This window comes from Rhizobium sp. CBN3 (assembly GCF_030518245.1).
Taxonomy (GTDB): domain Bacteria; phylum Pseudomonadota; class Alphaproteobacteria; order Rhizobiales; family Rhizobiaceae; genus Rhizobium; species Rhizobium aethiopicum_A.
In genome coordinates this window covers 55,791-79,178 of sequence record NZ_JAULSE010000009.1, presented here as the reverse complement: position 1 = coordinate 79,178, position 23,388 = coordinate 55,791, and the positions used below count along the sequence as shown (strand labels likewise).

General features: G+C 62.4%; 24 protein-coding genes. 13 read left to right on the top strand and 11 right to left on the bottom strand.

The annotated features are described in order from the left end of the window. Positions 1 to 159 precede the first annotated feature (159 nt). A complete protein-coding gene (locus QWJ46_RS15405) occupies positions 160 to 870 on the bottom strand; it encodes a glutathione binding-like protein (protein WP_302751970.1) in 711 nt (236 codons plus the stop codon). Positions 871 to 1,072: 202 nt separating this feature from the next. Between QWJ46_RS15405 and QWJ46_RS15400 the strand changes: the two genes are divergently transcribed. Then, positions 1,073 to 1,492 (top strand): DoxX family protein, encoded by a 420-nt coding sequence (locus QWJ46_RS15400; protein WP_085777104.1) that lies wholly within the window; start codon positions 1,073 to 1,075, stop codon positions 1,490 to 1,492. Between the two features lie 77 nt (positions 1,493 to 1,569). On the opposite strand, the gene hisG is transcribed toward QWJ46_RS15400, so the two are convergent. The 3 genes from hisG to hisS all read right to left on the bottom strand — a co-directional run bounded on the left by hisG (position 1,570) and on the right by hisS (position 5,081). Continuing rightward, a complete protein-coding gene (hisG, locus tag QWJ46_RS15395) occupies positions 1,570 to 2,265 on the bottom strand; it encodes an ATP phosphoribosyltransferase (RefSeq protein ID WP_302751969.1) in 696 nt (231 codons plus the stop codon). After that, on the bottom strand, positions 2,262 to 3,383 hold the full coding sequence (locus tag QWJ46_RS15390; RefSeq protein WP_302751968.1) for an ATP phosphoribosyltransferase regulatory subunit: 1,122 nt from the start codon (positions 3,381 to 3,383) through the stop codon (positions 2,262 to 2,264). The genes hisG and QWJ46_RS15390 overlap by 4 nt, the downstream gene beginning before the upstream one ends. A gap of 174 nt (positions 3,384 to 3,557) precedes the next feature. Then, positions 3,558 to 5,081 (bottom strand): histidine--tRNA ligase, encoded by a 1,524-nt coding sequence (hisS, locus tag QWJ46_RS15385; protein ID WP_302751967.1) that lies wholly within the window; start codon positions 5,079 to 5,081, stop codon positions 3,558 to 3,560. A 130-nt stretch (positions 5,082 to 5,211) separates the two neighbouring features. Between hisS and QWJ46_RS15380 the strand changes: the two genes are divergently transcribed. The 3 genes from QWJ46_RS15380 (at position 5,212) to QWJ46_RS15370 (ending at position 6,843) form a co-directional block, all read left to right on the top strand. Continuing rightward, entirely contained in the window at positions 5,212 to 5,976 is a 765-nt protein-coding gene (locus QWJ46_RS15380; RefSeq protein ID WP_302751966.1) for a hypothetical protein, read from the top strand. Between the two features lie 60 nt (positions 5,977 to 6,036). After that, complete coding sequence (locus tag QWJ46_RS15375) at positions 6,037 to 6,408, top strand: hypothetical protein (RefSeq protein WP_184455216.1); 372 nt, start codon at positions 6,037 to 6,039, stop codon at positions 6,406 to 6,408. 75 nt (positions 6,409 to 6,483) lie between these two features. Next, positions 6,484 to 6,843, top strand: a complete 360-nt coding sequence (locus tag QWJ46_RS15370) for a DUF305 domain-containing protein (RefSeq protein ID WP_302751963.1) — start codon at positions 6,484 to 6,486, stop codon at positions 6,841 to 6,843. 260 nt (positions 6,844 to 7,103) lie between these two features. Here QWJ46_RS15370 and QWJ46_RS15365 read toward each other — a convergent pair whose 3' ends face one another. Next, positions 7,104 to 8,153: an aldo/keto reductase gene (locus QWJ46_RS15365; RefSeq protein ID WP_302751962.1), complete on the bottom strand. Its 1,050-nt coding sequence runs from the start codon at positions 8,151 to 8,153 to the stop codon at positions 7,104 to 7,106. 253 nt (positions 8,154 to 8,406) lie between these two features. Here QWJ46_RS15365 and QWJ46_RS15360 point away from each other — a divergent pair, with 253 nt between their 5' ends. After that, positions 8,407 to 9,111, top strand: a complete 705-nt coding sequence (locus QWJ46_RS15360; protein ID WP_184455222.1) for an HAD family hydrolase — start codon at positions 8,407 to 8,409, stop codon at positions 9,109 to 9,111. Positions 9,112 to 9,141: 30 nt separating this feature from the next. Here QWJ46_RS15360 and QWJ46_RS15355 read toward each other — a convergent pair whose 3' ends face one another. Further along, positions 9,142 to 9,642, bottom strand: a complete 501-nt coding sequence (locus tag QWJ46_RS15355) for a hypothetical protein (RefSeq protein ID WP_302751961.1) — start codon at positions 9,640 to 9,642, stop codon at positions 9,142 to 9,144. Beyond that, positions 9,639 to 10,268, bottom strand: a complete 630-nt coding sequence (locus QWJ46_RS15350; RefSeq protein ID WP_302751960.1) for a DNA-3-methyladenine glycosylase I — start codon at positions 10,266 to 10,268, stop codon at positions 9,639 to 9,641. Before QWJ46_RS15350 ends, QWJ46_RS15355 begins: the two co-directional genes overlap by 4 nt. A 240-nt stretch (positions 10,269 to 10,508) precedes the next feature. On the opposite strand from QWJ46_RS15350, the gene QWJ46_RS15345 reads away from it, so the two are divergent. The 3 genes from QWJ46_RS15345 (at position 10,509) to QWJ46_RS15335 (ending at position 12,880) form a co-directional block, all read left to right on the top strand. Continuing rightward, entirely contained in the window at positions 10,509 to 11,255 is a 747-nt protein-coding gene (locus QWJ46_RS15345) for a L,D-transpeptidase (protein ID WP_302751959.1), read from the top strand. Between the two features lie 135 nt (positions 11,256 to 11,390). Continuing rightward, entirely contained in the window at positions 11,391 to 12,083 is a 693-nt protein-coding gene (locus QWJ46_RS15340; protein ID WP_064800799.1) for a L,D-transpeptidase, read from the top strand. Positions 12,084 to 12,205: 122 nt separating this feature from the next. Continuing rightward, positions 12,206 to 12,880 (top strand): outer membrane protein, encoded by a 675-nt coding sequence (locus QWJ46_RS15335; RefSeq protein WP_302751956.1) that lies wholly within the window; start codon positions 12,206 to 12,208, stop codon positions 12,878 to 12,880. Between the two features lie 23 nt (positions 12,881 to 12,903). Here QWJ46_RS15335 and QWJ46_RS15330 read toward each other — a convergent pair whose 3' ends face one another. From QWJ46_RS15330 to QWJ46_RS15315, 4 genes are all read right to left on the bottom strand, one after another. Beyond that, positions 12,904 to 13,341, bottom strand: a complete 438-nt coding sequence (locus tag QWJ46_RS15330; protein ID WP_302751954.1) for a hypothetical protein — start codon at positions 13,339 to 13,341, stop codon at positions 12,904 to 12,906. Positions 13,342 to 13,384: 43 nt separating this feature from the next. Beyond that, a complete protein-coding gene (gene glcF, locus QWJ46_RS15325) occupies positions 13,385 to 14,695 on the bottom strand; it encodes a glycolate oxidase subunit GlcF (RefSeq protein WP_302751953.1) in 1,311 nt (436 codons plus the stop codon). Positions 14,696 to 14,933: 238 nt separating this feature from the next. Further along, complete coding sequence (glcE, locus tag QWJ46_RS15320) at positions 14,934 to 16,133, bottom strand: glycolate oxidase subunit GlcE (protein ID WP_302751951.1); 1,200 nt, start codon at positions 16,131 to 16,133, stop codon at positions 14,934 to 14,936. Then, a complete protein-coding gene (locus QWJ46_RS15315) occupies positions 16,130 to 17,569 on the bottom strand; it encodes an FAD-linked oxidase C-terminal domain-containing protein (protein WP_302751950.1) in 1,440 nt (479 codons plus the stop codon). Before QWJ46_RS15315 ends, glcE begins: the two co-directional genes overlap by 4 nt. Positions 17,570 to 17,727: 158 nt before the next feature. On the opposite strand from QWJ46_RS15315, the gene QWJ46_RS15310 reads away from it, so the two are divergent. The 5 genes from QWJ46_RS15310 to QWJ46_RS15290 all read left to right on the top strand — a co-directional run bounded on the left by QWJ46_RS15310 (position 17,728) and on the right by QWJ46_RS15290 (position 23,289). Next, positions 17,728 to 18,624, top strand: a complete 897-nt coding sequence (locus tag QWJ46_RS15310; protein WP_302751949.1) for a LysR family transcriptional regulator — start codon at positions 17,728 to 17,730, stop codon at positions 18,622 to 18,624. A 315-nt stretch (positions 18,625 to 18,939) separates the two neighbouring features. Then, positions 18,940 to 19,452: an NUDIX hydrolase gene (locus QWJ46_RS15305; RefSeq protein WP_302751947.1), complete on the top strand. Its 513-nt coding sequence runs from the start codon at positions 18,940 to 18,942 to the stop codon at positions 19,450 to 19,452. A gap of 63 nt (positions 19,453 to 19,515) precedes the next feature. Next, complete coding sequence (locus tag QWJ46_RS15300; RefSeq protein ID WP_302751945.1) at positions 19,516 to 21,015, top strand: inorganic phosphate transporter; 1,500 nt, start codon at positions 19,516 to 19,518, stop codon at positions 21,013 to 21,015. 17 nt (positions 21,016 to 21,032) lie between these two features. Continuing rightward, positions 21,033 to 21,770, top strand: a complete 738-nt coding sequence (locus QWJ46_RS15295; protein ID WP_302751943.1) for a 16S rRNA (uracil(1498)-N(3))-methyltransferase — start codon at positions 21,033 to 21,035, stop codon at positions 21,768 to 21,770. Between the two features lie 145 nt (positions 21,771 to 21,915). Continuing rightward, a complete protein-coding gene (locus QWJ46_RS15290) occupies positions 21,916 to 23,289 on the top strand; it encodes a glutamate--cysteine ligase (protein ID WP_302751941.1) in 1,374 nt (457 codons plus the stop codon). Positions 23,290 to 23,388 lie beyond the last annotated feature (99 nt).

Below are 23,388 nucleotides of genomic sequence, written 5' to 3'. Positions count from 1 at the left end.
ACAGGCAATCGAAGCCGCCTTGAATGTCTGAGGAAATCTCCGGCATGAGTAATGCCCGACCACCAGCGTTATTGGGGTTTTGCTTAAGATGGTCCTCACGATTCCACGTTAGTGGCCGGGCGGCAGGGCGGCCTTTTGCATTGTCCGGCGGATCGTCCGTTACTCCGGTTTGATAGGAATGTTGAGGCCTCTGGTGCTTGCCGGACGGGCGATGCAGCGCTCCAGCCAATCGGAGACGGCGGGGAATTTCGCATATTCGAGAATCTCACGGCCGCCATAGAAGATGTCGGCGCCGCGAATCCAGGTGAAAGTGGTGATGTCGGCGATCGTATATTGATCGCCCATGATCCATTGGCGGCCCTGCAGCCGGCCTTCGAGCACGCCGAGCAGCCGTTTGGATTCATCGCGGTAGCGCTCCACCGGATAGGAATTATTGGCGACCTTGTCGGCGGCGAATTTGTAGAAATGGCCGAATTGACCGAGCATCGGGCCAATGCCAGCCATCTGGAAAAACACCCATTGGATGCATTCATAGCGGCCGGCAGCATCGGCAGGGATGAGCTTGCCGGTCTTTTCCGCAAGATAGAGCAGGATGGCACCGGATTCGAACAGGCCGATCGGCTTTCCCCCAGGCCCGTTCGGATCGATGATCGCCGGAATGCGGCCGTTCGGATTGAGGGATTCGAATTCCGGCGACTTCTGCTCGTTGGCGGCAAAGGAAATATAGTGCGGCTCGTAGGGGAGCCCGAGCTCTTCGAGGGCGACCGATACCTTCACCCCGTTCGGCGTCTGCAGGGAATAAAGCTGGATGATGTCGGGGTTTTTCGCCGGCCAGCGCGTAGTGATCGGAAATGCGGAAAGATCTGCCATAAGAGACTCCATGTTATCAGCCGACCATAGGAGACCAGACTCCGGAAAAGCAAGCGAGGGCGTCGTTCCATATTATTGAACGAACTGTCCCCTTCTGTTTATCTTTCCATTACAGAAGAAATAGGCGAGATAGGGATATCAGAGATCCACAGCGTGCCGGGGCACCAAGATCTCCAGAGCCCTTCAAACGGAGACAATATCCATGTCGAACGCCATCATCCTGATTGCCCGCATTCTTCTGTCTTTCATGTTCATCCTCTCCGGCTTCATGAAGCTAACCGATCCTGCCGGTACAGCGGGCATGATCGCCGGTGCCGGCCTGCCGGCAGCAACCCTGTTGGCCTATGTCGCAGGCCTCTTCGAACTGCTGGCCGGCCTAGCGGTTCTCGCAGGCTTCCAGGTCCGCATTGCCGGTTGGCTGCTCGCCGGCTTCTGTGTCTTCACGGGCGTTGCCTTCCATCTGCCCTACGCAAGCGGCACGGAACTCGTGAACATCCTCAACCAGATCATGGTCATGAAGAACATCACGCTGGCCGGCGCCTACATCCTGCTCGCCACCGTCGGTGCCGGTGCCTATTCGATCGACGCACGCCGCGGTCTGCAGGCCGTCGCTGCCCGCTAATTCCATCTCCTCCCAAGCATGCAAAACCCGCCGTCATTGAACTGACGGCGGGTTTTCTTACGCTTTGATGGCGGAGATCAGAGGGCGGCGCGCACCGCGTCGACGATCGCCTGCACCACGGGTTCATCTGCATGGCTCTCCTTGCGGGCGCGCACGAGGCAAGCCTCTGAATGCAGGATGACGCCGTCCTGGAGCACCTTCAGATGATTGGCGCGCAGCGTCGAGCCGGTGGAGGTGATATCGACGATGATATCGGCCGAACCGGAGGCGGGAGCGCCCTCGGTGGCGCCGAGGCTCTCGACGATGCGATAAAGCTGGATGCCATGCTGGCTCGAAAAGAACTGCTGGGTCAGGCGCCAATATTTGGTGGCAATCGCCAGGCGCCGGCCGTGGCGGGCGCGGAAATCGGCGGCGACATCGCCGAGATCGGCCATGGTGTCGACATCGAGCCAGATCTCGGGCACCGCGACGACGACATCGGCATGGCCGAAGCCGAGCCGGGCGCAGAATTCGACACGCTTGTCGACCTCGGCAAATCCCTCGCGCATCAGATCCTCGCCGGTGACGCCGAAATCGACGGTGCCGTTGCCGAGCTCGCGGGAGATTTCCGACGCCGACAGGAAGGCAATCTCGACATCGTCCCAGCCTTCGACGCGGCCGCGATAGGAGCGGTCATTGCCGACAGCCGATATCGGCATGCCGGCCCGCTCGAAGATTGCCGAAGCGTCGTCCTTCATCCGGCCCTTGGAGGGAAGCGCGATGGTGATGGTCATGCGGCTGCCCTTTCGGTTTCGATGCGGTCGAGCCAGAAGGAGAAGCCGACGGCCGGAATGCGATCCGTCGCGCCAAGGAAGGTCAACAGCCGGTCGAAGCGGCCGCCGCCGGCCAGAACCGCGCTCGAGCCTTCCACCGTCACCTCGAAGACGAGGCCGGTGTAGTAATCGAGCGGACGCCCGAAAGCGGCGCGGTAGTCAAGGCAGGACAGATCGACGCCGGCATCGGCAAGGGCGGCGACGCGGCCGTTGAAGCGTGACAGCGCATTGCCGAGCTTCAGGCCGGCAGCGTCGGCAAAGCCGGCAAGGGCTGCGGACGCATTGACGAGCGGCACATGCAGCGACAGGAACTCTTCCAGCACATGGAAGGCGGCATCGTCGAGACGCGTCTCGGACAGGATGAGCTTTTCCTTGAGGCGCCGGGCGATCTCCAGCGGCGAGCGGCTGGCGTTTGTGGAATAACCGGTCGCCTGCATCTCGTGCTCGATATGAGCGACCAGGGCCTGTTCGTTGCCTGAGGCGACAAGCCTGGCGATATCGTCGTCGAGGCCGGTGACGAATTGCGGGCTGACGAGGCTGGCCAGCAGCGCCTCCAACTGCGTCATGTTGCCGAAAGCGTGGATCAGGCGCTTCTGCCAGCCGAGCGGCAGGCCGAGCGCCTGGACAACTGCCTCGAACACCGCCTGATCGCCCAACGTCACGGCTAAGCGCCGGCCCGGCAGCAGGCGGGTGAGAATGCCGGTGGCGTCGCCGATGGCGCGCGCATCGGCGCCCGGTATGTTGATGTCGCCGAGATCCTCGATGCCGGCCTGATAGAATTCATTGGCGCCGTCGCGGCGCTGGCGGAAGACCTCGCCGAGATAGGCGTAACGCTTCGGCGTGCCGGTTGCCGTCTCGATGTGGCGCAGGCAGACAGGGATGGTGAATTCCGGACGCAGGCAGAGGCTGGCGCCGGTTTCGCTCTCGGTCATGAAGATGCGGCGGCGCAGATCCTCACCGGCAATGTCGAGGAACGGCTCGGCCGGCTGAATGACCGGCGTGTCGATGCGCTCGGCATTACGTGCAGTGAATTCGGCAAGAAGTTCACCGGCGAAGTCGGGGAGATTGATCAGGGGCATTGGGTTGCTCCTGGGAAAAATCCCCTCCCCAACCCCTCCCCACAAGGGGGAGGGACTAACTCGCGGCGACCGCTGGAACAAATCAGAAGCGGCGCCGGTAAAGCGAAGGTCGAGTTGGGCAAAGCGGCGCGACTTGAAGCCCCTCCCCCCTGTGGGGAGGGGTTGGGGAGGGGTCTACTGCGCATTGTCAGCCCTCTTCCGATCCTCCGCCTGCGCGGCAAGGATTTCCCTCACCTTGGCGACGAGATCGGCTTCCGGCACCGTCTCCTGCGCCACGCGGGCTTCGCGCCAGCTGGCATTATCCTCGATCTCGCCGGAAAGCCGCTTGCCCTCGATCAGATCCTTGATCTGCACGACACCTTGGGCGCGCTCGTCGCCGCCCTGGATGATGGCGATAGGGCAGCCGCGGCGGTCGGCATATTTCAGCTGGTTGCCGAATTTCTTCCAGTTGCCCTGGAACATCTCGGCACGGATGCCGGCGGCGCGCAGCTCCTGGGTCATCCGCTGATAGCGGCCCATCGCTTCGACGTCACCGTCCATGACGGTCACCAGCACCGGCTCGATCACCGCGCTCGCCCCGAGCTTGCCGAGGTTCTTCAGCGCCGTCATCAGCCTGGAGACGCCGATCGAAAAGCCGGTCGCCGGCACCGGCTGACCCATGAAGCGGGAGACCAGGCCGTCGTAACGGCCGCCGCCGGCGACTGAGCCGAAGACGACCTTCTCGCCCTTCTCGTTGGTGACGTCGAAGAGAAGCTCGGCCTCATAGACCGGGCCGGTATAATATTCGAGGCCGCGTACAACGGAGGGGTCGATCTTGATGCGGTCAGAGCCATAGCCGGCGCTGGTGACGAGCGCGCTGATGAAATTCAGCTCCTCGACGCCTTCGGCACCCTTCGAGGTTCCGGCGACGAGTTCGGCGAGGCGGCCGGCACTTTCGGCGTAATCCCTGATGCCGACGAAGAACAGAACCTTGTCGATCTGCTTCTGGTCGAGACCGGCGCCCTTGGTGAAGTCGCCGGATTCATCCTTGCGGCCGGGACCGAGCAGCAGCGAGACACCTTCCGGGCCGAACTTGTCGAGCTTATCGATAGCGCGCAGCACATTGAGCCGCTGACCGGCCTTGTCGTCGCCGCCGAGGCCGATCGCCTCCAGCACGCCGTCCAGGACCTTGCGGTTGTTGACGCGGATCACGTAATCGCCGCGCTTGATTCCGAGGGCTTCGAGCGTATCGGCCATCATCATGCACATTTCGGCATCGGCCTGGACACCCGGTGCGCCGACGGTATCGGCATCGAACTGCATGAACTGGCGGAAACGGCCGGGGCCCGGCTTCTCGTTGCGGAAGACGTAACCGGCGCGATAGGTGCGGTAGGGAAGCTGGATCTCGTTGAAGTTCTCGGCGACATGGCGGGCGAGCGGCGCCGTCAGGTCATAGCGCAGCGACATCCACTGGTCGTCATCGTCCTGCAGCGAGAAGACACCTTCGTTCGGCCGGTCGCTGTCGGGCAGGAATTTGCCGAGCGCATCGGTATATTCGAACAGCGGCGTTTCGACAGGATCGAAACCATAATGCTCATAGACTTCCCGGATCTTTGCAGTCATTTCGTTGACGGCGCGGATATCGTCGGCCGCACGGTCGACGAAGCCGCGCGGCAGGCGGGCCTTGAGCTTTTGCGGTTTCTTCTGCTTGTCGTTCATTTTCCGGGAATTCCGCTGACTGTGACAGTGGCGGTGTCCTAGCGGATTGGGCGGGGAGCGGCAAGGGCGAAGGGGCTTGATGGCGCTGCCGGAATCGATTGAACGATGAGCCATTGTTCAGAATGCGGATATGCTCATGATCACCGAGGCGCTCCTCTATGCCGCGACGTTGCCGCTGACCGGCAAGTCCTATCGAAAATTCATCCGCTATTCCGTCAATCTCTGGTCGCGGGCCGGACGTTGCGCCGGGGATTGGGCCGACCACGAGGAGAAGAGCCGCAATGCCATCCGTGCAGCGGTGGCCGACCTCAGGCAGAACCGGACCGCCGTGGTGCTCGGCTCCGGCCTGTTGCGGGACGTGCCGATCGACGACCTGGCACGCGATTTTGACACGGTCGTGCTCATCGATCTCGTTCATCTCGCCTCGGTGCGGCTGTGGCTTGCGGCCAAGGGCTATCGCAACGTCCGGCTGATCGAGCGCGATCTCTCCGGCTACGACGATTTCTCCGCCGGTCAGGAGCCGGAACCGCTCGGCTTCCTGCGGGGCGTGCCCTATCTCGATTTCGTGGTTTCCGCCAATCTCTTGTCGCAGATCGGCCGCGGCGTGAAGCGGCGCCATGAAGCCGAGGCGGCCGGTCGAATGCCTGAAGACACGGTGGAGAGGCTGATCGCTGCGCATCTCAGCGGGCTTTCCGGACTTTCCTGCCGGCATTGCCTCGTGACCGACATCGCCTATGCCGTCATCGACCGCAACGGCAAAACACATGAGGAGGCCGACCTGCTGCACGGCGTCGCCCCGCCGCCGGCGAAAGCGGTCTGGACCTGGCCGGTCGCTCCGCTCGGTGAGGAAAGCAGGGATTACCGGATCGAACACAAGGTCATTGCCGGCTGGTGATCGGGATGTGACCACCGGCGGTACTTGGCTTGCAGCCGGCATTCGCCTATATCAGACGCCATGCGCATGCTCGCCCTCATCACGATGTTTCTCGGCTGGCTGATCTACAGCGCCATGTCGGCATGGGCGGGCTGTCCGACATGCGCATCGATGAATGCGCCGACTGCCGGTGACAGCGGCAGCATGCAGCATGAAATGGCTGGCATGCATATGCCGAAAGAAGCGGGCCAGGCCGCCGCTCCCTTGAAAGATCCCTGCGCCAGCGGAAACTCCGCGCATATGCCGCTTTGCGCCGCCTGTCTTCTGCTGCCGCCGGCAGTGATGGCCGTGGCCGGCGGAAAAGCCGATTTCGGCTATTCCGCGCCGCCGCTTGCCCGCGCCCTCGATGACGACAGGCCCGCTCCACAGGCACCCCCTCCCCGACTGGTCTGACACCGTGTTCCCCATGCAGAATGGGCGGCTTCGGTTGCCCGGAAACTCTATTGCCAGACAGAGGAAGGAACTCTCATGTCTTTGAAAATCATCACGCTTACCGCAATGCTTGCCGCTTTTGCCGCCCCCGCTTTTGCCGAAGACAAGCCCATGGATATGAGCAAGCCAATGGGCAGTCACGACGCGGCCAGCCACGCCTTCAGCGAGGCGAACGACAAAATGCACAAGAATATGATGATCGAGTATAGCGGCGATGCAGACGTCGATTTCGTCCGCGGCATGATCCCCCACCATCAGGGCGCGATCGACATGGCCAAGGTCGAGCTCCAATACGGCAAGGATCCCAAAATCCGCAAGCTCGCCGAAGCGGTCATCAAGGCGCAGGAAGCCGAGATCACGGAGATGAACGCCTGGCTCAAGGCCCACGGCAAGTAGCCGATCGCTGCTGGAGGGAGCGCCTGATATTACAGGCGTTCCCAGAGGCTGCTGACAACCACTGCAACACCCAAGACGTCATCCTCGGCCTTGTGCCGAGGATCTGCTCCGATCGAATTAAGCGATTGGAAAAGAGATGTTTCCCGTCAAAAAATTGCCGTGCTCAGATGCTCGGCACAAGGCCGAGCATGACGGAGGAGAGGTTGTTAACAAACTGGGGAACGCCTGAGATAAGGCGTTCCCTAGTGGTTCGGGCGATGTCAATCCTTCGGCTCGAAATCGGCCGGGCGTCGGCCCGCGCCCTGCCGTGACAACATCCAACCCGGATATTCTGGGGCAAGCGCGCTCACCTCGTCGAGCCTCTGCATATCTCCTTCGTCGAGCTTCAGCCTGACGGCGGCAAGGTTCTGGTCGAGCTGGTCGACGCGCTTGGCGCCGATGATGACCGAGGTGACGAAAGGTTTGGCGAGGATATAGGCGAGCGCGACGGTCGCGACGCTGACGCCGTGCTTTTCGGCGACCTCGCGCATGACGGCGACGCAGGCCCAGGCTCGGTCCCTGTCGACGGGCGGGAAGTCGAAACTGGCACGGCGGCCATCGCCGTTGCCGGGGGCGCCCGGACCATACTTGCCGGAGAGCAGACCGCCGGCGAGCGGCGACCAGACCATCAGGCCGAGCTTTTCCTCCTGCATCATCGGCACGATGTCCCGTTCGAGATCGCGGCCGGCGATGGAATAATAGGCCTGCACCGTTTCGAAGCGGGCAAAGCCGCGGCGTTCGGAAAGACCGAGCGCCTTCGAAATACGCCAGGCCTGCCAGTTGGAAACGCCGATATACCGCACGAGGCCGCGCGAGACGAGATCGTCGAAGGCGCGCAGCGTTTCCTCGATCGGCGTCACCGTATCGGTCGCGTGGATCTGATAGAGGTCGATATGATCGGTCTGCAGGCGCTTGAGGCTCGCCTCGACCGAATCCATGATGTGGCCGCGCGAGGCGCCGCGGTCGTTCGGCTGGTCGCCCATGACGCCATAGACCTTGGTGGCGATGACAACATCCTTGCGCGGGATGTCGAGGTTCTTCAGCGCCTGGCCGAGCAGCCTTTCGGATTCGCCTGACGAATAGACGTCGGCCGTATCGATGAAATTGACGCCTGCTGCAAGCGAACGCTCGAGGATCCGGTCGGCGGCATTCTGGTCGACATCGGCGATGGCGCCCCACATGCTGCCTTCTTTGGCTTCGCCGAAGGTCATCGTGCCCAGGCAGATTTCCGAGACGAAAAGTCCCGTATTTCCGAGTTGATTGTAACGCATGGTCGAAAAAATCCTTTGTGTCTGCCGCAAGAGGGACTTGCGAACGGAAGAACTTCATCTTTTGATTATTGGCCTGCGCGCGACAGGCACAGCCGTGGCTGGCTGCTGGTGAGGCCCATTCGATGTAGTGCAACGGCGACGCTTTTCAACGCCAACCCTTGTCGCATCGAAGGCGGACGCCCTTGTCTCGACATAGCCCTTGTCTCGACACAGGCGGCCGATAGATTGCGGCCATAGTTCAAGAGGTGCGCATGTGACGACCCGAGCACTGACGACGATCGGCTTCGATGCCGATGACACGCTTTGGCAGAACGAACAATATTACCGACTGACCGAAGCCCATTTTACCGAGCTTCTTGCCGATTTCGCCGAAGGCCCGAAGATTTCCGAGCGGCTACTGGAAGCGGAGAAACGCAATCTTCGCCATTACGGCTTCGGCATCAAGGGCTTCACGCTATCGATGATCGAGACAGCGATCGAGATCACCGAGGGCAAGGTGCCGGCGAGCGTCATCGCCAAGATCCTCGATACCGGCCGCGACCTCCTCAGCCATCCGGTCGAGACCATGCCGCATGCGCGCGACACGCTGGAGGCGCTTGCCGGCAAATATCTGCTTGTCGTGATCACCAAGGGCGATCTCTTCGACCAGGAGCGCAAGCTTGCCCAATCCGGGCTCGGCGACTTCTTCGATGCGGTCGAGATCGTCTCCGACAAGACGGCCGTTACCTATCGCCGCATCTTCGCCAAGGTCGGGGACGGGCCGGAGCGGGCGATGATGGTCGGCAATTCGCTGAAATCGGATATCGTGCCGGCGATCGCCGCCGGCAGTTACGGCGTCTTCGTGCCGCACGAACTCACCTGGGTGCTGGAACATGTGGACGAACCGACGGAAGCGCCGCGCTTCCGCAAGATCGGCCACCTCGGCGAATTGCGCGAGCTGATCGACGGGCTCGCATAGCGGGCCCAGCCGACACGCATAAACCCAGCCTCATTTCGCCTTGGGAGGCGCCTTCGGAAACAGTGAGGGCGAGTCCGGCTCAGCCGGCGGCTGCTGCGGGGCGGCGGCCAACGGCTCGACGAGGATGCTGAAGGGGGCCCCGAGGCCGCGGCGCGGCGAGACCTTGGAGTAGTAGGGACGCAGCAGCCAGGTGGTGTTTTCCTTCACCGTCGTCTGAAAGCTCAAACCGTCCTCATCGGTGCCGAAGAAAGCTTCGTCATCGGGTTTCGACAGGTCGAAGATCGCCAGGAAGGCGAACTTGCTCTTGGTGGAAAAATCGATCTTCACGTGCTGACCGGCGCGTACCGGTAGCGTGTAGACATGGCCGCTGCCGAATTTCGTCCATCCCTTGAGCTGCATGGTGACGGCCGGAAACTGCAGCTTCTCCAGCTTCTCGCCGGGATCGAGCTGCGGCGTCTGCGCCGCGGCAAAGGCCGGCAAGAAGAATAGGGCAAGGGCAGCGAACACTATTTTCACGGACAGATCTTTCATGGTCGAACCAGGACGGCGCGCATCGCCTCCACCTCGGGCCGGCAGAAACAGCCCTCCAGATGATCGTTGACGAGGCCCATCGCCTGCATGAAGGCATAAACTGTGGTCGGGCCGACAAAGGTCCAGCCGCGTTTCTTCAGATCCTTCGAAATGATCACCGATGTCGGAGTCGTCGGATTGGCGACGATGTGCTCACGATCGACCACAACAGGCCGCTCGTTGTGGCCGGGTTCGTAGCGCCAGAAATAACGGGCGAGCGAACCGAATTCATCCCGAAGCTCGATGGCGCGCCTGGCATTGTTGATCGTGGAGACGATCTTGCCGCGATGACGGATAATGCCGGCATCGGCCAGGCAGCGGGCCACATCCTTGTCACCGAAGACGGCAACCTTGTCGAAATCGAAGCCGGCGAAGGCGGCGCGGAAATTCTCGCGCTTGCGCAGGATGGTCAGCCAGGAAAGACCGGATTGGAAACCTTCGAGGCAGATCTTCTCGAAGAGGCGGATATCGTCGGTGACAGGGCGGCCCCATTCCTCGTCGTGATACTTGAGATAGTCCGGCAGGTTGGCGTGCCAGTGGCAGCGGCTCCTGCCGTCCTCGCCGATGATGATGCCAGTCGTGCTCATGTCCGCTTCATTCTCCGGGATCCGCTTCGTTCTCCGGCCGGCTTTACCATTTGCAAACCGTCTTTCCAAACCGATCGGTAACCCTGACGAAAAGTTTATTCGGCCGGGCGGTCTTTCATGGATCGATCTTTACCATTCGCTGGCGGATGGAGTGGCAGCGTCTTTCCCGGGCGGAACATCTCCGCCCAGGCGGACCCGTCCCGCCAGTCCATTTTCGGTCATTTGTAGAGAGTTCGTCCGATGATGAAACACCTTTTTCTTGCCGCAGCCTTCTGCGGCATCTTCTCCACGGCCGCCATTGCAGACGACCGCTACGCCACCCGCCCGCCTGTTATCCTCAGCCCCGATCTGACCGCACCGTGGATCAATCAGCTCGGCGGCAAGGTCCGGCCCGTCGTCTATCAGCGCCCGGTCGTCCAGCCGCAGCAGCGCGGCCTCTTCCAGCGCCGCGTCATCCGCCAGGCGCCGCAGCCGGCCCCCCAGACCGTTTCGGCGATCAATCCCGGCATCCCGGCAATCCGCCACCCGATCGAGCCGCAATATCTGCCGCAGATGGTCGATTACGACACCACGGAAAAACCCGGAACCATCGTCATCGATACCAACAATCGCTTTCTCTATCTCGTCATGGACGGCGGCAAGGCGCGGCGCTACGGTGTGGGCGTCGGTAAGCCCGGCTTCGAATGGGCCGGCGCCCACAAGATCACCCGCAAGATCGAATGGCCGGACTGGACGCCGCCTTCCGAAATGATCAGCCGCGAAGCCGCCAAGGGTCATTACCTGCCGGCGCGCATGGACGGCGGCCCGGAAAATCCGCTCGGCGCCCGCGCCATGTATCTCGGCTCGACGCTCTACCGCATCCATGGCACCAATGCGCCCTGGTCGATCGGCAGCGCCGTTTCTTCCGGCTGCATCCGCCTGCGCAACGAGGATGTCGTCGATCTCTACGACCGCGTCAACGTCGGAACCCGCGTCATCGTCATGTAAAGACACAGGCGATATCTTGGAAGCCGCAAGAACAGGCGGTTTCCTTCAGCGAAATTGCTTTATCCGGCCGGGCCGATCTTGAATCGAGCAGGAGTTCATGTAGCTTCGGGCGAATTTGCTTGAGGGGAATCGATCATGATCAAACTAATGCCGGGTCTGGCTGCCGCCGGACTTGTCCTGTCCTTGATGTCTACATCCGCCTTTGCAGCACCGGCTGGCTCCACGCCCGACAATACACGGGCTCCGGCGCAGATCGTGCGCGTCGCGCAGATGCCGAAATATGTGAAGCCGCAGTTCAAGCGCAAGAAAGTGCGCCTGGTGACGACGGAAGTGGCCGGCACCGTCATCATCGATACCAACAACAAATATCTCTACCTGGTCGAAGGCAACAACCGCGCCACCCGCTACGGCATCGGCGTCGGCCGCGACGGCTTCGGCTGGTCGGGTATCGTCAAGATCGGCCGCAAGGCCGAATGGCCGGCCTGGACGCCGCCGGCCGAAATGCGCCGCCGCGAAGCCGCCAAGGGCCACATCATCCCCGCCTTCCAGGAAGGCGGCGAGGACAATCCGCTCGGTGCGCGCGCCATGTATCTCTACCAGGGCGGCCGCGACACCATCTTCCGCATCCATGGCACCAATCAGCCGTGGACGATCGGCCTCAACATGTCCTCCGGCTGCATCCGCATGATGAATGAGGACGTGATGCATCTTTATGATCGCGCCCCCGTCGGCACCAAGGTGATCGTCATCGGTCCCGGCAACAAGCAGGGCAAGGTGGCGTTCGAGGACCGGGGCATCGACGTGTTGCGCACGATGTTCGGCGGCTGAGCAACACTTGCGAAAAAACGAAAGGCGCCTTTCGATGCGCCTTTTCTTTTCCTTAGACTTTACGGCGGAAAGCTGGCACTGGTGCCTAAGAGTCGACATATTTGCAATATCGGGGCTATTCAATGACATCTGCGCTGCGTTCCTCCGCCTCCCTGCTTGCGGGCATCGCGCTTTTCACCATCTGTTCAGCAGCCTCCGCTTCGGCGGAAGACCTGGAATTCTCCATTTACGGCGGCTATCAGACCGCACCGCACAGCGGCGTCGACGTCTCGGACGGCACGCATTTCACGGCCGGCTGGGAAGGCAAATCCTTCGGCAGCCCGCCCTATTACGGCGGCCGCGTCACCTGGTGGCTTGAGAATTTCAACAAGCCGAACTGGGGTATCTCGCTCGATTACACCCATGACAAGGTCTATGCCGACGACGACACGCTCGCCAAGGCCGGCTGGTCGCATTTCGAATTCACCGACGGCCTCAACCTGCTCACCGTGAACGGTCTCTATCGCTTCCAGGATCCGACCCGCCGCTGGACGCCCTATCTCGGCGCCGGTGTCGGCGTGAACATTCCGCATGTCGAAGTGATTCGTCCCGAGGGCAAGACCTGGGCTTATGAATTCGGCGGCGTGACGCTGCAGGCCCAGGCCGGCGTCGACTTCAAGGTGACCGACCGCTGGTCGACCTTCGTCGAATACAAGGGCACCTATTCGCGCGTCGACGTTCCGATCGACAGCGGCGACCGGCTGAAGACCAACATCTTCACCAACGCCGTCAACGTCGGCGTATCGTTCCACTGGTAATGAATTGAAATTCAGCTGCGGCGCTATTTCGTGCCGCAGCTGACCTTGCCCTCGGCGGCGTAAGGTTTGCTGCTGCCCTCGATCGTCAGAGAATAGGTGCCGCTGAAATTCGCCGCCGGCTTGCCACGCGCGCCGGCGACCACCACCAGATCCAGCGTTGCGCCGCCGGTATCGTCACCGCCGCCGTCGAAGACTTCCAGGAGCAGTTCGCCATCGCGCGACCAGTGATTGCTCAGATGCTGCGATTCGAACACACGTTTTGCAAAAGCCGCTTGCGCGGGATCCTTGACAATAAGCGCGCCGCGGAAATGGTTGAGCCTATGGCCGCCTTCGTTTGCGAAACCGCTTTCGAGGGTGAAGCGCGCCTGCGCGTCATCGGCGGAACAGAATAGGCGGCTGTCGGCATGGGCCGCGCCTGCCGCACCGAGCAGTCCCGCAAGTACAATCATTCCCCGCCACATCACCCAACCTCCCGGGAGCAGCCCGAATGGGCCTGCATTCCTTTCAGCCTAACGGCAAACCGGTTAATTTTTCCGGCATAGCGCCGCCATAGGCCCAATCGAGAAGCTCGACCGTATGCAGGATCGGGACCTCGGTGCCGGTGGCGATCTGGGTGATGCAGCCGATATTGCCGGTGGCGATGATATCGGCCTTGGTGGCCTCGATGTTTTTGACCTTGCGCGCCTTCAGCGCCGCCGAAATCTCCGGCTGCAGGATGTTGTAGGTGCCGGCCGAGCCGCAGCAGAGATGGCCTTCGGCCGGATCGCGCACAGTGAAGCCCGCCGCCTTCAGCAGTTGTTTCGGCGCAAGGGTGATGCGCTGGCCGTGCTGCATCGAGCAGGCCGAATGATAAGCGACCGTGATGCCCCTCGGCACATGGGCCGGCAGGTCGAGGATCGCCAGATATTCGGTAATGTCCTTTGCCAGCGCCGAGACCCTCGCCGCCTTTGCGGCATAGGCGGGGTCGAGGCGCAGCATGTGACCGTAATCCTTGATCGTCGTGCCGCAGCCCGATGCGGTGATGATGATCGCATCGAGGCCATGGCTGTCGATCTCGCGCGTCCAGATATCGACATTGGTGCGGGCGCTTGCGAGCGCCTGTTCGGCCCGACCCATATGGTGGACCAGCGAGCCGCAGCAGACCTCGCCTTCCGGCGCCACGACCTCGATGCCGAGCCGCGTCAGCAGCCGGATCGCCGCCGCGTTGATACCGGGATCGAGCACCGGCTGGGCGCAGCCGGTGAGAATCGCCACCCGGCCGCGCCGCTCGGCCTCGGGCCGGTGGGTGCCGGGTTTTGAAAAGCCTGAAGACGCCGGGATGCGGCGCGGCGCAAGCGCCAGCATGGCGGCAAAGGGTTTCAGCGCTGCCCCCCGCATCAGGCCGGCAAAGGGGCGGCCGAGACGGGCGAGATGGAGCGCCAGGCGGAAACGGCCGGGATAGGGCAGCACGGCCGCGAGAATGGCACGTGTCAGCCGATTCATGAACGGCCGTCTGTAAGTCTTTTCGATATGGGCGCGGGCGTGATCGACCAGATGCATATAGTCGACGCCTGAGGGACAGGTGGTGACGCAGGCAAGGCAGGAGAGACAGCGGTCGATATGGGTGACGACCTCGGCATCGGCGGGACGGCCGTTTTCCAGCATGTCCTTGATCAGGTAGATGCGGCCGCGGGGGCTGTCGAGCTCGTTGCCGAGGGTCACATAGGTGGGACAGGTGGCGGTGCAGAAGCCGCAATGGACGCATTTGCGCAGGATCTGCTCGGATTCGGCGAGGTGGGGGTCGAGCAGTTGGGTTGGGGTGAAGTTGGTTTGCATCTAGCGGGGCCTCCGCTTGGGGGGCGCTGTGTCCGGGGCACCCGCCTCTGTCCTGCCGGACATCTCCCCCACAAGGAGGGAGATCAGATGGGCGCAACGGTTTCCCCAAACAACCACCGTGGAATTACTTCGATACGGCAGAGAGGGACCGGTGATCCAACCTCTTGCCAATCTCCCCCCTTGTGGGGGAGATGTCCGGCAGGACAGAGGGGGGTGACCCACGCACAGACTCATCTTCTCACCCCATCTTCCCCGGATTGAAGATCCCAGCCGGATCGAACTTCTCCTTCACCCGCCGCGACAGCATCGCCACCGCCTCCGGCTCCGGATGAAAGGCGGCCGTTGCCGCCCTCGCCACCGCCGACGCGCGGATCAGCGTCGCATGGCCGCCGCCGAGCGCCTTGATGAAGCGGCGGACCAGCTCTGCTTCGGGGTCTGCCTCCATCCGCATCCAGACGAGGCCACCCTGCCAGTCGTAAAAGGCGTCGACACCGGCTTCCAGGCGAAGTGCCGCGACCAGCTGATGGCCGGTTCCCGGCGCGACCGAGACGCGCCAGACCGGCCGCGTCGTGCCGTCGGCATAGGGCAGCACGTCGCGGATCTCCTGCCAGAGCCTGCGGCTTTCCGGCTCATCCAGCCGCGTCACCGTGGCAAAGGCCGACATGACAGCCGCAAGCTTTTCGATGCGCACGTCGACCGAACCGGCCAGGCCTTCGACGCGCAGAACCGTCGCCTCGCCCTCGGGCAATTTGCCGGCAAGGAATTTCCAGGTCACCGTCAGCGGCAGATGGGCGGCACTGGAGACCTCGACCGGCAGCGCCATCGCCGCCGCCATGGCATTGGCCGCTTCGGCATCGTTGAGGCCTGAGAGAACCAGCGTCTGTTCCGTCTTCGGGCGCGGCGGCACGCGGAACGTGACTTCGGTGAGAAAACCCAGCGTGCCGTGCGAGCCGGCGATCAGCTTGACGAGATCGAGGCCGGTGACGTTCTTCATCACCCGGCCGCCGGCCTTGATGATCTCGCCCCTGCCGTTGACGAAGCGCACGCCGAGCAGGCTGTCGCGGGCAGCGCCCGCAATGAGGCGGCGCGGGCCGGAAACATTGGCGGCGAAGACGCCGCCGATCGTCGGCTCGCCCGACCTGCGCATGACTGGGCGATGATCCATCGGCTCAAAGGCAAGCATCTGGCCGTTTTGCGAAAGCACCGCCTCGACCTCGGCAAGCGGCGTACCCGAGCGGACCGTCATGACCATCTCGCCGGGATTGTAGGCGACGATGCCGGAAAGCCTGGTCGATCGCAGCCGGTCTTCTGATGCAACGGCATTACCGAAACCCGAGCGCGTGTCACCGCCACAGATAGCGAGCGGCCGGTTCGTCTCCGCATGTGCGAGGACGATCGCCGCCGCCTGTTCCTCGCTTGTCGGCATAAGATCGATCATGCGGCGGGGCGCCCTTCGAGCGGGAAGACCTTCGACGGGTTGAGGAGCCAGCCGGGATCGAAGGCGGCGCGCACCGCCATCTGCTGGGCGAGATCGGCCTCTGAATACTGATGGCGCATCAGGTCGCGCTTTTCAATGCCGACGCCATGTTCGCCGGTGAGGCAGCCGCCGGCGTCGACGCAGAGCTTGAGGATATCGTTGCCGGCGGCTTCGGCGCGGGCGGCATCCTCGGGATCGTTGGCATTGAAGAGGATCAGCGGATGCATGTTGCCGTCGCCGGCATGAAAGACGTTGGCGACCCGCAGGCCGTAATGATCGACGATCTCCGTGGTCTTCTTCAGCACATGGGAAAGCTGACTGAGCGGCACGGTGCCGTCCATGCAGATATAGTCGGCGATGCGGCCGGTGGCGCCGAAGGCGGATTTGCGCCCCTTCCAGATCAACGCCGCTTCGGTCGCCGACTGGCATTCGCGCACCGTCTTCACAGCGTGTCGGCGGGCGATCTCGACGATGTCTTTCAGGGTGGCGTCCATTTCGGCTTCCGAACCCTCGACCTCGACGATCAGCAGCGCCCCGACATCGAGGGGATAGCCGGCATGGGCGAAGGCCTCGCAGATCTCGATCGCCGGCTTGTCCATGAATTCGATAGCAACCGGGATGATGCCGGCGGCGATGACATCGGCAACGCAGGCGCCGGCCTCTTCCGAGCTTTCGAAGCCGAAGAGCACCGGACGGGCGCCTTCCGGCTTGGCGATCAGCCGCACGGTCGCCTCGGTGACGATGCCGAGCTGGCCTTCGTGGCCGCAGACGAGGCCGAGCAGGTCGTAACCGGCCGCATCAAGCGCCTTGCCGCCGAGCTCGATCACCGTACCGTCGACCAGCACCATCCTGACGCCGAGCAGATTGTTGGTGGTGACGCCATATTTCAGGCAGTGGGCGCCGCCGGAATTCATGCCGATATTGCCGCCGATCGTGCAGGCGAGCTGCGAACTCGGATCAGGCGCGTAGAAAAAGCCGTCGGCCGAGACGGATTCTGAGATGTTGAGATTGGTCACTCCGGCCTGAACCACGGCGACGCGGTTCGGCAGATCGATTTCGAGAATGCTGTTCATCTTCGACAGGCCGAGCACGACGGCATCCTCCTGCGGAATGGCGCCGCCGGAAAGCGAGGTGCCGGCGCCGCGCGGCACCACGGGAATACCGTAACGGTGGCAATAACGCATGACGGCTGCCACCTCGGCCGTGGTGCGCGGCAGAGCGACGGCGAGCGGCAGGCGACGATAGGACACGAAGGCATCGGTTTCGAACGGCACCAGCTCGCGCGTCTCATGAATCAGACATTCCGGCGGCAGAAGATCGGCGAGATCGGCAACGATCCGGGCGCGGCGCGCCAGCACATCGGCGCGCGGGGCGAGAAACGGAATGGCGTCGGACATGGTGTTCTCCCTGGCCCTGACGACGGGAAATCGCAGCGGGAAGATGACAGCGGGACGGGCCGCCAGCCTCTGCCGCCGGTGAACCGGCTTAGCACTTTCCCGAAAGTGGCGCAAATGCTAAGCACTTATGTCAAAAGGGGAAAAAGTCTGAAAACCTTATGACCAATCTGGGTGATCTCGAAATCTTTGCCAAGGTCGTTTCGACGGGAAGCATGTCGCTCGCCGGGCGGGCGCTCGGCTTTTCTCCTGCCGTCGTTTCCAAGCGGATCAAGCGGCTGGAGGACCGGCTCGGCACCAGGCTTCTGCAGCGCACGACGCGGCAGATCTCGCTGACGGAAGCCGGACAAGGTTTTTACGACCGCGTTCTCGGTATTCTCGCCGGGTTGGAGGAGGCCGAATTCTACATTTCCGGCCGCTCGGCGCAGATGCACGGCACGCTGAAGATCTCGGCGCCGACCTCCTTCGGCCGCATGCATATCGCGCCGCATCTGAAGGCTTTCATGCAGGCGCACCCGGAGCTTGCGATCAACCTGGTGCTGACCGACGAATTCAGCGACATCATCGGCGGCGGCTTCGATCTGGCGATCCGGATTGCCGAACTGACCGATTCCAGCCTCGTCGCCCGACGTCTGGCGCCGGTGCGCCGGCTGCTCTGCGCTTCGCCGGATTATCTCGCCGCGCATGGCGAGCCCAAGCATATCGACGACCTGAAACACCATCGCTGCCTGCCGGCGCACAACAACGATACCTGGCGGCTGAACGGGCCGGACGGAGCCCTCAGCCTGCGGCCCGACGGCATGCTGATCACCAACTCCAGCGAGGTCATCCGCGAGGCTGTCATATCAGGCCTCGGGATCGCGTTGCGATCCACCTGGGACATCGGCGAGGAACTGAAGACCGGCCGCCTGGTGCAGGTGCTGCCCGCCTATGAGGGCTCGCACAATGTCGCACTTTCGGCCGTCTATCCCAGCCGGCAGTTCCTGCCGGCCAAGGTGCGGCTGTTCATCGACTATCTCACCGAGCTTTACGGGCCGGTCCCCTATTGGGAGCGCTGATACCGCCGTAACCGCGGGCAGAAGGCAACCCAGCGTGGGAAGGCGAGGCACGGTTGGCACATTTTTAAAAAATCGTGGTGGAACAACGGATTCCGCCATTGATTGGAAATGCGGACGAAGCCACGTTGTACACCTGTGCAATATGGCGCATTCGAGACAGGTCGTGACGGATTTCTGAGCCTGCCCCAGCTCGATTTCCCCTATCAACGGCGGTTAAATCATGTTTCGGTCGTCTGCGGCTTTGGATTGCGTAAGCGTTCCGTGATACATGTATATGAGTGATTCCTAACAACCACTATAAAGGTGACCCGACAATTGACCCTTCTCGCCCGACTGGCTTCCGACGTGCAACTGATGTTCCGGCGTCCCCCGCGACAACAGTACGGCGCGATCTGTTATCGGGCGAAGAAGAAAAGCGGTGATGTCGAAGTTCTGCTGATGACGAGCCGCGACACCGGCCGCTGGGTCATTCCCAAGGGCTGGCCGATGAACGGGAAGTGCGCCCATGAGGTCGCGGCGCAGGAAGCCCTGGAAGAAGCCGGCGTACGCGGCGCGGCCGAGGCGGAAACGCTCGGTTCCTACACCTATCAGAAGGTGCTGCGTGACGGGGTGCAGGTCGTCTGCAAGGTGCAGGTCTATGCGCTTGAGGTCACCGACATGGCAAAGAACTTCAAGGAAAAGGGCGAGCGCACCATCAACTGGGTCTCATGCGACGAGGCGGCCAGCCGCGTCCGCGAACCAGAACTTCGCAACCTCTTCCTCGCCTTCAAGCAAAAGATGACCGATAGACTGTCGGCCAAACCGGCGAAACAAATTCCGGCGGAATGAATCCTGCCATCTTGCACTGCTAGGAAAGCAGCGTAGAAGCAGATTCATCCTTCAGGAAAAAGAATGCCGCCCCGTCCCGCAGTTCTGACGAAACGCACGCTCGACAAGGACCTCGATAAGATCACCTATGTCGAGGACGCGGCAAAGCATGTTGCGCGACGGCTGGTGGCGCCTGGGCTCGGGCTGATTTTCGTCGGCCTCGTCATGCTTTTTGCAGGCGTCTACGTCTTCGACCGGCCGGGAGCCGTGCTCGTCGTGGCGGCAGCGGCCCTTGCCGGCTACATGGCGCTGAATATCGGCGCCAACGACGTGACCAACAATGTCGGTGCGGCCGTCGGTGCACGCGCCATGACGATGGGCCAGGCGCTTGTCATTGCTGCGATCTTCGAGGTCCTGGGGGCAATGATCGCCGGCGGCGAAGTGGTCAAGACGATCTCTTCAAACATCGTCGATACCGTCCAGCTGCCGCAGGCAGCGCTTGGCTGGATCATGATGGCGGCGCTGATGGCCGCGGCCCTCTGGATCAACCTTGCAACTTGGATGAATGCGCCGGTTTCCACCACGCATGCGATCGTCGGGGCGGTGATCGGGGCCGGCATCTCAGCTGTGGGGCCGGAGCCGGTGAACTGGGGGGTGATGTTTGAGATCACCTCAAGCTGGATCACTTCGCCATTGATCGGCGGGCTGATCGCGGCCGGCCTGCTCTATCTCGTCAAGACACTCATCATCTATCGCGACGACAAGGTCGCGGCGGCACAGCGCTGGGTGCCGGTGCTGGTGGCCGTCATGGCCGGCGGCTTCATGGCCTATATGGTGCTGCAGCTGTCGCCGGTCGGCAGATTTCCGCCCCTCACCGTCATTCTGATCGGCATCGGCATTGGGCTGGTAAGTTGGCTTGCCGCTCGGCCACTTGTTCTCGCGCAAGCGCGGGATCTCGAAAACCGCAACAGCTCACTGCGGGTGCTGTTCCGGATGCCGCTGATCGGCTCGGCGGCACTGCTTTCTTTTGCGCATGGCGCAAATGATGTTTCGAACGCGGTTGGGCCGCTTTCAGCAATCGTCCATTCGGTCGGTATCGGCGGCGACGGCGGCGTCGGCCATCCACCGCCCTGGGTGCTGCTGATCGGCGCCTTCGGCATCTCCGTCGGCCTGCTGCTCTTCGGGCCGCGCCTCATCCGCCTGGTCGGCGAGGAGATCACGAAGCTCAACCCGATGCGCGCCTATTGCGTCGCACTGTCGACCGCTTTCACCGTCATCGTCGCCTCCTGGCTCGGCCTGCCGGTCAGTACCACGCATATCGCCGTTGGCGCCGTCTTCGGCGTCGGCTTCTTCCGCGAATGGTACACCCGCCGTTCCAAGCGCCGCATCGCTTATATCAGGCGCAAGGCCGACAGCTGGGAACTGGATGAACCGGAGGAGCCGAACATTCATGAAAGGCGGCGGCGCTATCTCGTGCGCCGCTCGCATTTCATGACGATCATCGCGGCCTGGATCATCACCGTGCCGGTTTCGGCAGCGCTTGCGGCGATGATTTATTGGGTTATGTTCGCGCTCTTTGTCTGAAACCTCAGGTTTTTCAAATGCGCGCCAATTTCCGCATGCAACGGCTTTTCGTCGACGCGCCGCTTTCCAGCGGCGCCGTCGTGGAGGCGAATGCCGAACAGTTCAACTATCTCGCCAATGTGCTGAGGATGGAGAACGCTGCGGAGATCCTGCTCTTCAACGGCCGTGACGGCGAGTGGAAGGCCTCCCTCTCCTTCCCCACGCGCAAACGCATCCAGCTGACGGCAACCGAGCAGACGCGGCCACAGCCGGCGCCTTGCGATCTGCATTATCTCTTCGCGCCGCTCAAAGTCGGGCGCATGGATTATCTCGTGCAGAAGGCGGTCGAAATGGGAGCAGGCCTGCTGCAGCCTGTCATGACCCAGCACGTGCAGGGCAAAATCACCAATCTCGACAAGCTGCGTGCCAATGTCATCGAGGCGGCGGAGCAATGCGGCGTTCTCGGCATCCCTGATGTGGCGGAACCAGTGAGACTTTTCGATCTGCTCGACCGTTGGCCGAGCGAGCGGCGCATCATCTATTGCGACGAGGGCGATGCCGGGCAAAACCCGCTGCCGGTGCTGGCAGCCATCCAGGAAAGGCATCTCGCTCTGCTCGTCGGGCCGGAAGGCGGCTTTTCGGAAGAAGAGCGGGCGCGGCTTCGAAGCCTCGATTTCGTCACCGCCATTCCGCTCGGGCCGCGCATCCTCAGGGCAGATACGGCGGCCGTTGCGGCGCTGGCGGTGGTCCAGGCGGCGATCGGCGACTGGACGTGAGCGGGAAAACGGTTGACGCGGAAATCACTGCTGTTTTTTTGATGCGTTGTTGAAAGAATTTCACTTGCAACAAACGTGGCTTGGGTCCTAATCACCTTCCAATTGCCCGCCCCCCTGGGCGCCTTCTTGAATACAGGTACCCCGCATGGCCCGCGACACTACCGACCAGACGCCGCTCTCTTCGGTTCAGGATCTGACCGATTACATCGCCGCGGGCAACAAGCCGCGGGAGCGCTTCCGGATCGGCACCGAACATGAGAAGTTCGCCTTCTTCCGCGCCGACAACAGCCCGGTTCCCTACTTCGGCAATGCGAGCATTTCCGCCCTGCTCACCGGCCTGCAGAAAAAGAGCGGCTGGGAGCCGATCATGGACGGCGGCAACATCATCGGCCTTGCCGAACAGAACGGCATGGGCGCGATCTCGATCGAACCAGGCGGTCAGTTCGAACTCTCCGGCGCGCCGCTGGAAACGATCCATCAGACCTGCAAGGAATCGAACCAGCACCTGGCGACGCTGCGCGAGATCGCCGAACCGATGGGCATCCGTTTCCTCGGCATCGGCGGCAGTCCGAAATGGACCTACGCCGAAACCCCGCAAATGCCGAAATCACGCTACGAGATCATGACCCGCTATATGCCGAAGGTCGGCACCAAGGGCCTCGACATGATGTATCGCACCTGCACGATCCAAGTGAATCTCGATTTCTCGTCGGAAGACGACATGCGCAAGAAGATGCGTGTCTCGATGAAGCTGCAATCGCTGGCGACTGCGCTGTTTGCCTCCTCGCCCTTCACCGAAGGCAAGCCGAACGGTTTGCTCTCCTGGCGCGGCGATATCTGGCGCGATGTCGACAACCAGCGTTCCGGTCTGCTCGACTTCACCTTCCGCGACGACTTCGGTTTCCGCGACTACGCCGAATGGGCGCTCGACGTGCCGATGTATTTCATCGTCCGCGACGGGCGCTATCATGACTGTACGCACGTCACTTTCCGCCAGTTCATGAACGGCGCCTTGAAGGGCGAGGTCGCCGATCCCTCGCCGACGATGGGCGACTGGACCAATCATCTTTCGACGCTCTTCCCCGACGTGCGGCTGAAACGCTTCCTCGAAATGCGCGGTGCGGACGGCGGCCCTTGGCGGCGCATCTGTGCCTTGCCGGCCTTCTGGGTCGGCCTGCTCTACGAAGATGCAGCCCTCGAGGCCGCCGACGAGCTGACGAAGGATTGGAGCCTTGCCGAGGTCAGCGCCCTGCGCAACGCCGTTCCGGCCGAAGGGTTGCAGGCTGAATTCCGCGGGCACCCGCTGCTCGAGATGGCCCGCGAGGTGGTCGGCATATCGAAGGCGGGCCTCAAAGCGCGCGGCAAGCTCAACGGCGAAGGCCAGGACGAAAGCATCTTCCTGGCGCCGCTCGACGAGGTGCTTGCCAAGAAGGCGACGCTCGCCGAGGATCTGCTGTCGCTCTATCACGGCCGCTGGCAGGGTTCCGTCGAACCGGTCTTCGAGGACTATCAGTACTGAGACACCGTCCTAAGCTCTTCTGGCAAAAAGCCGTTTGCACATTACCATTTCCGGATATAGTGGCGTTACAACGCGTCACGACTCGGGGAAAGGGACCTC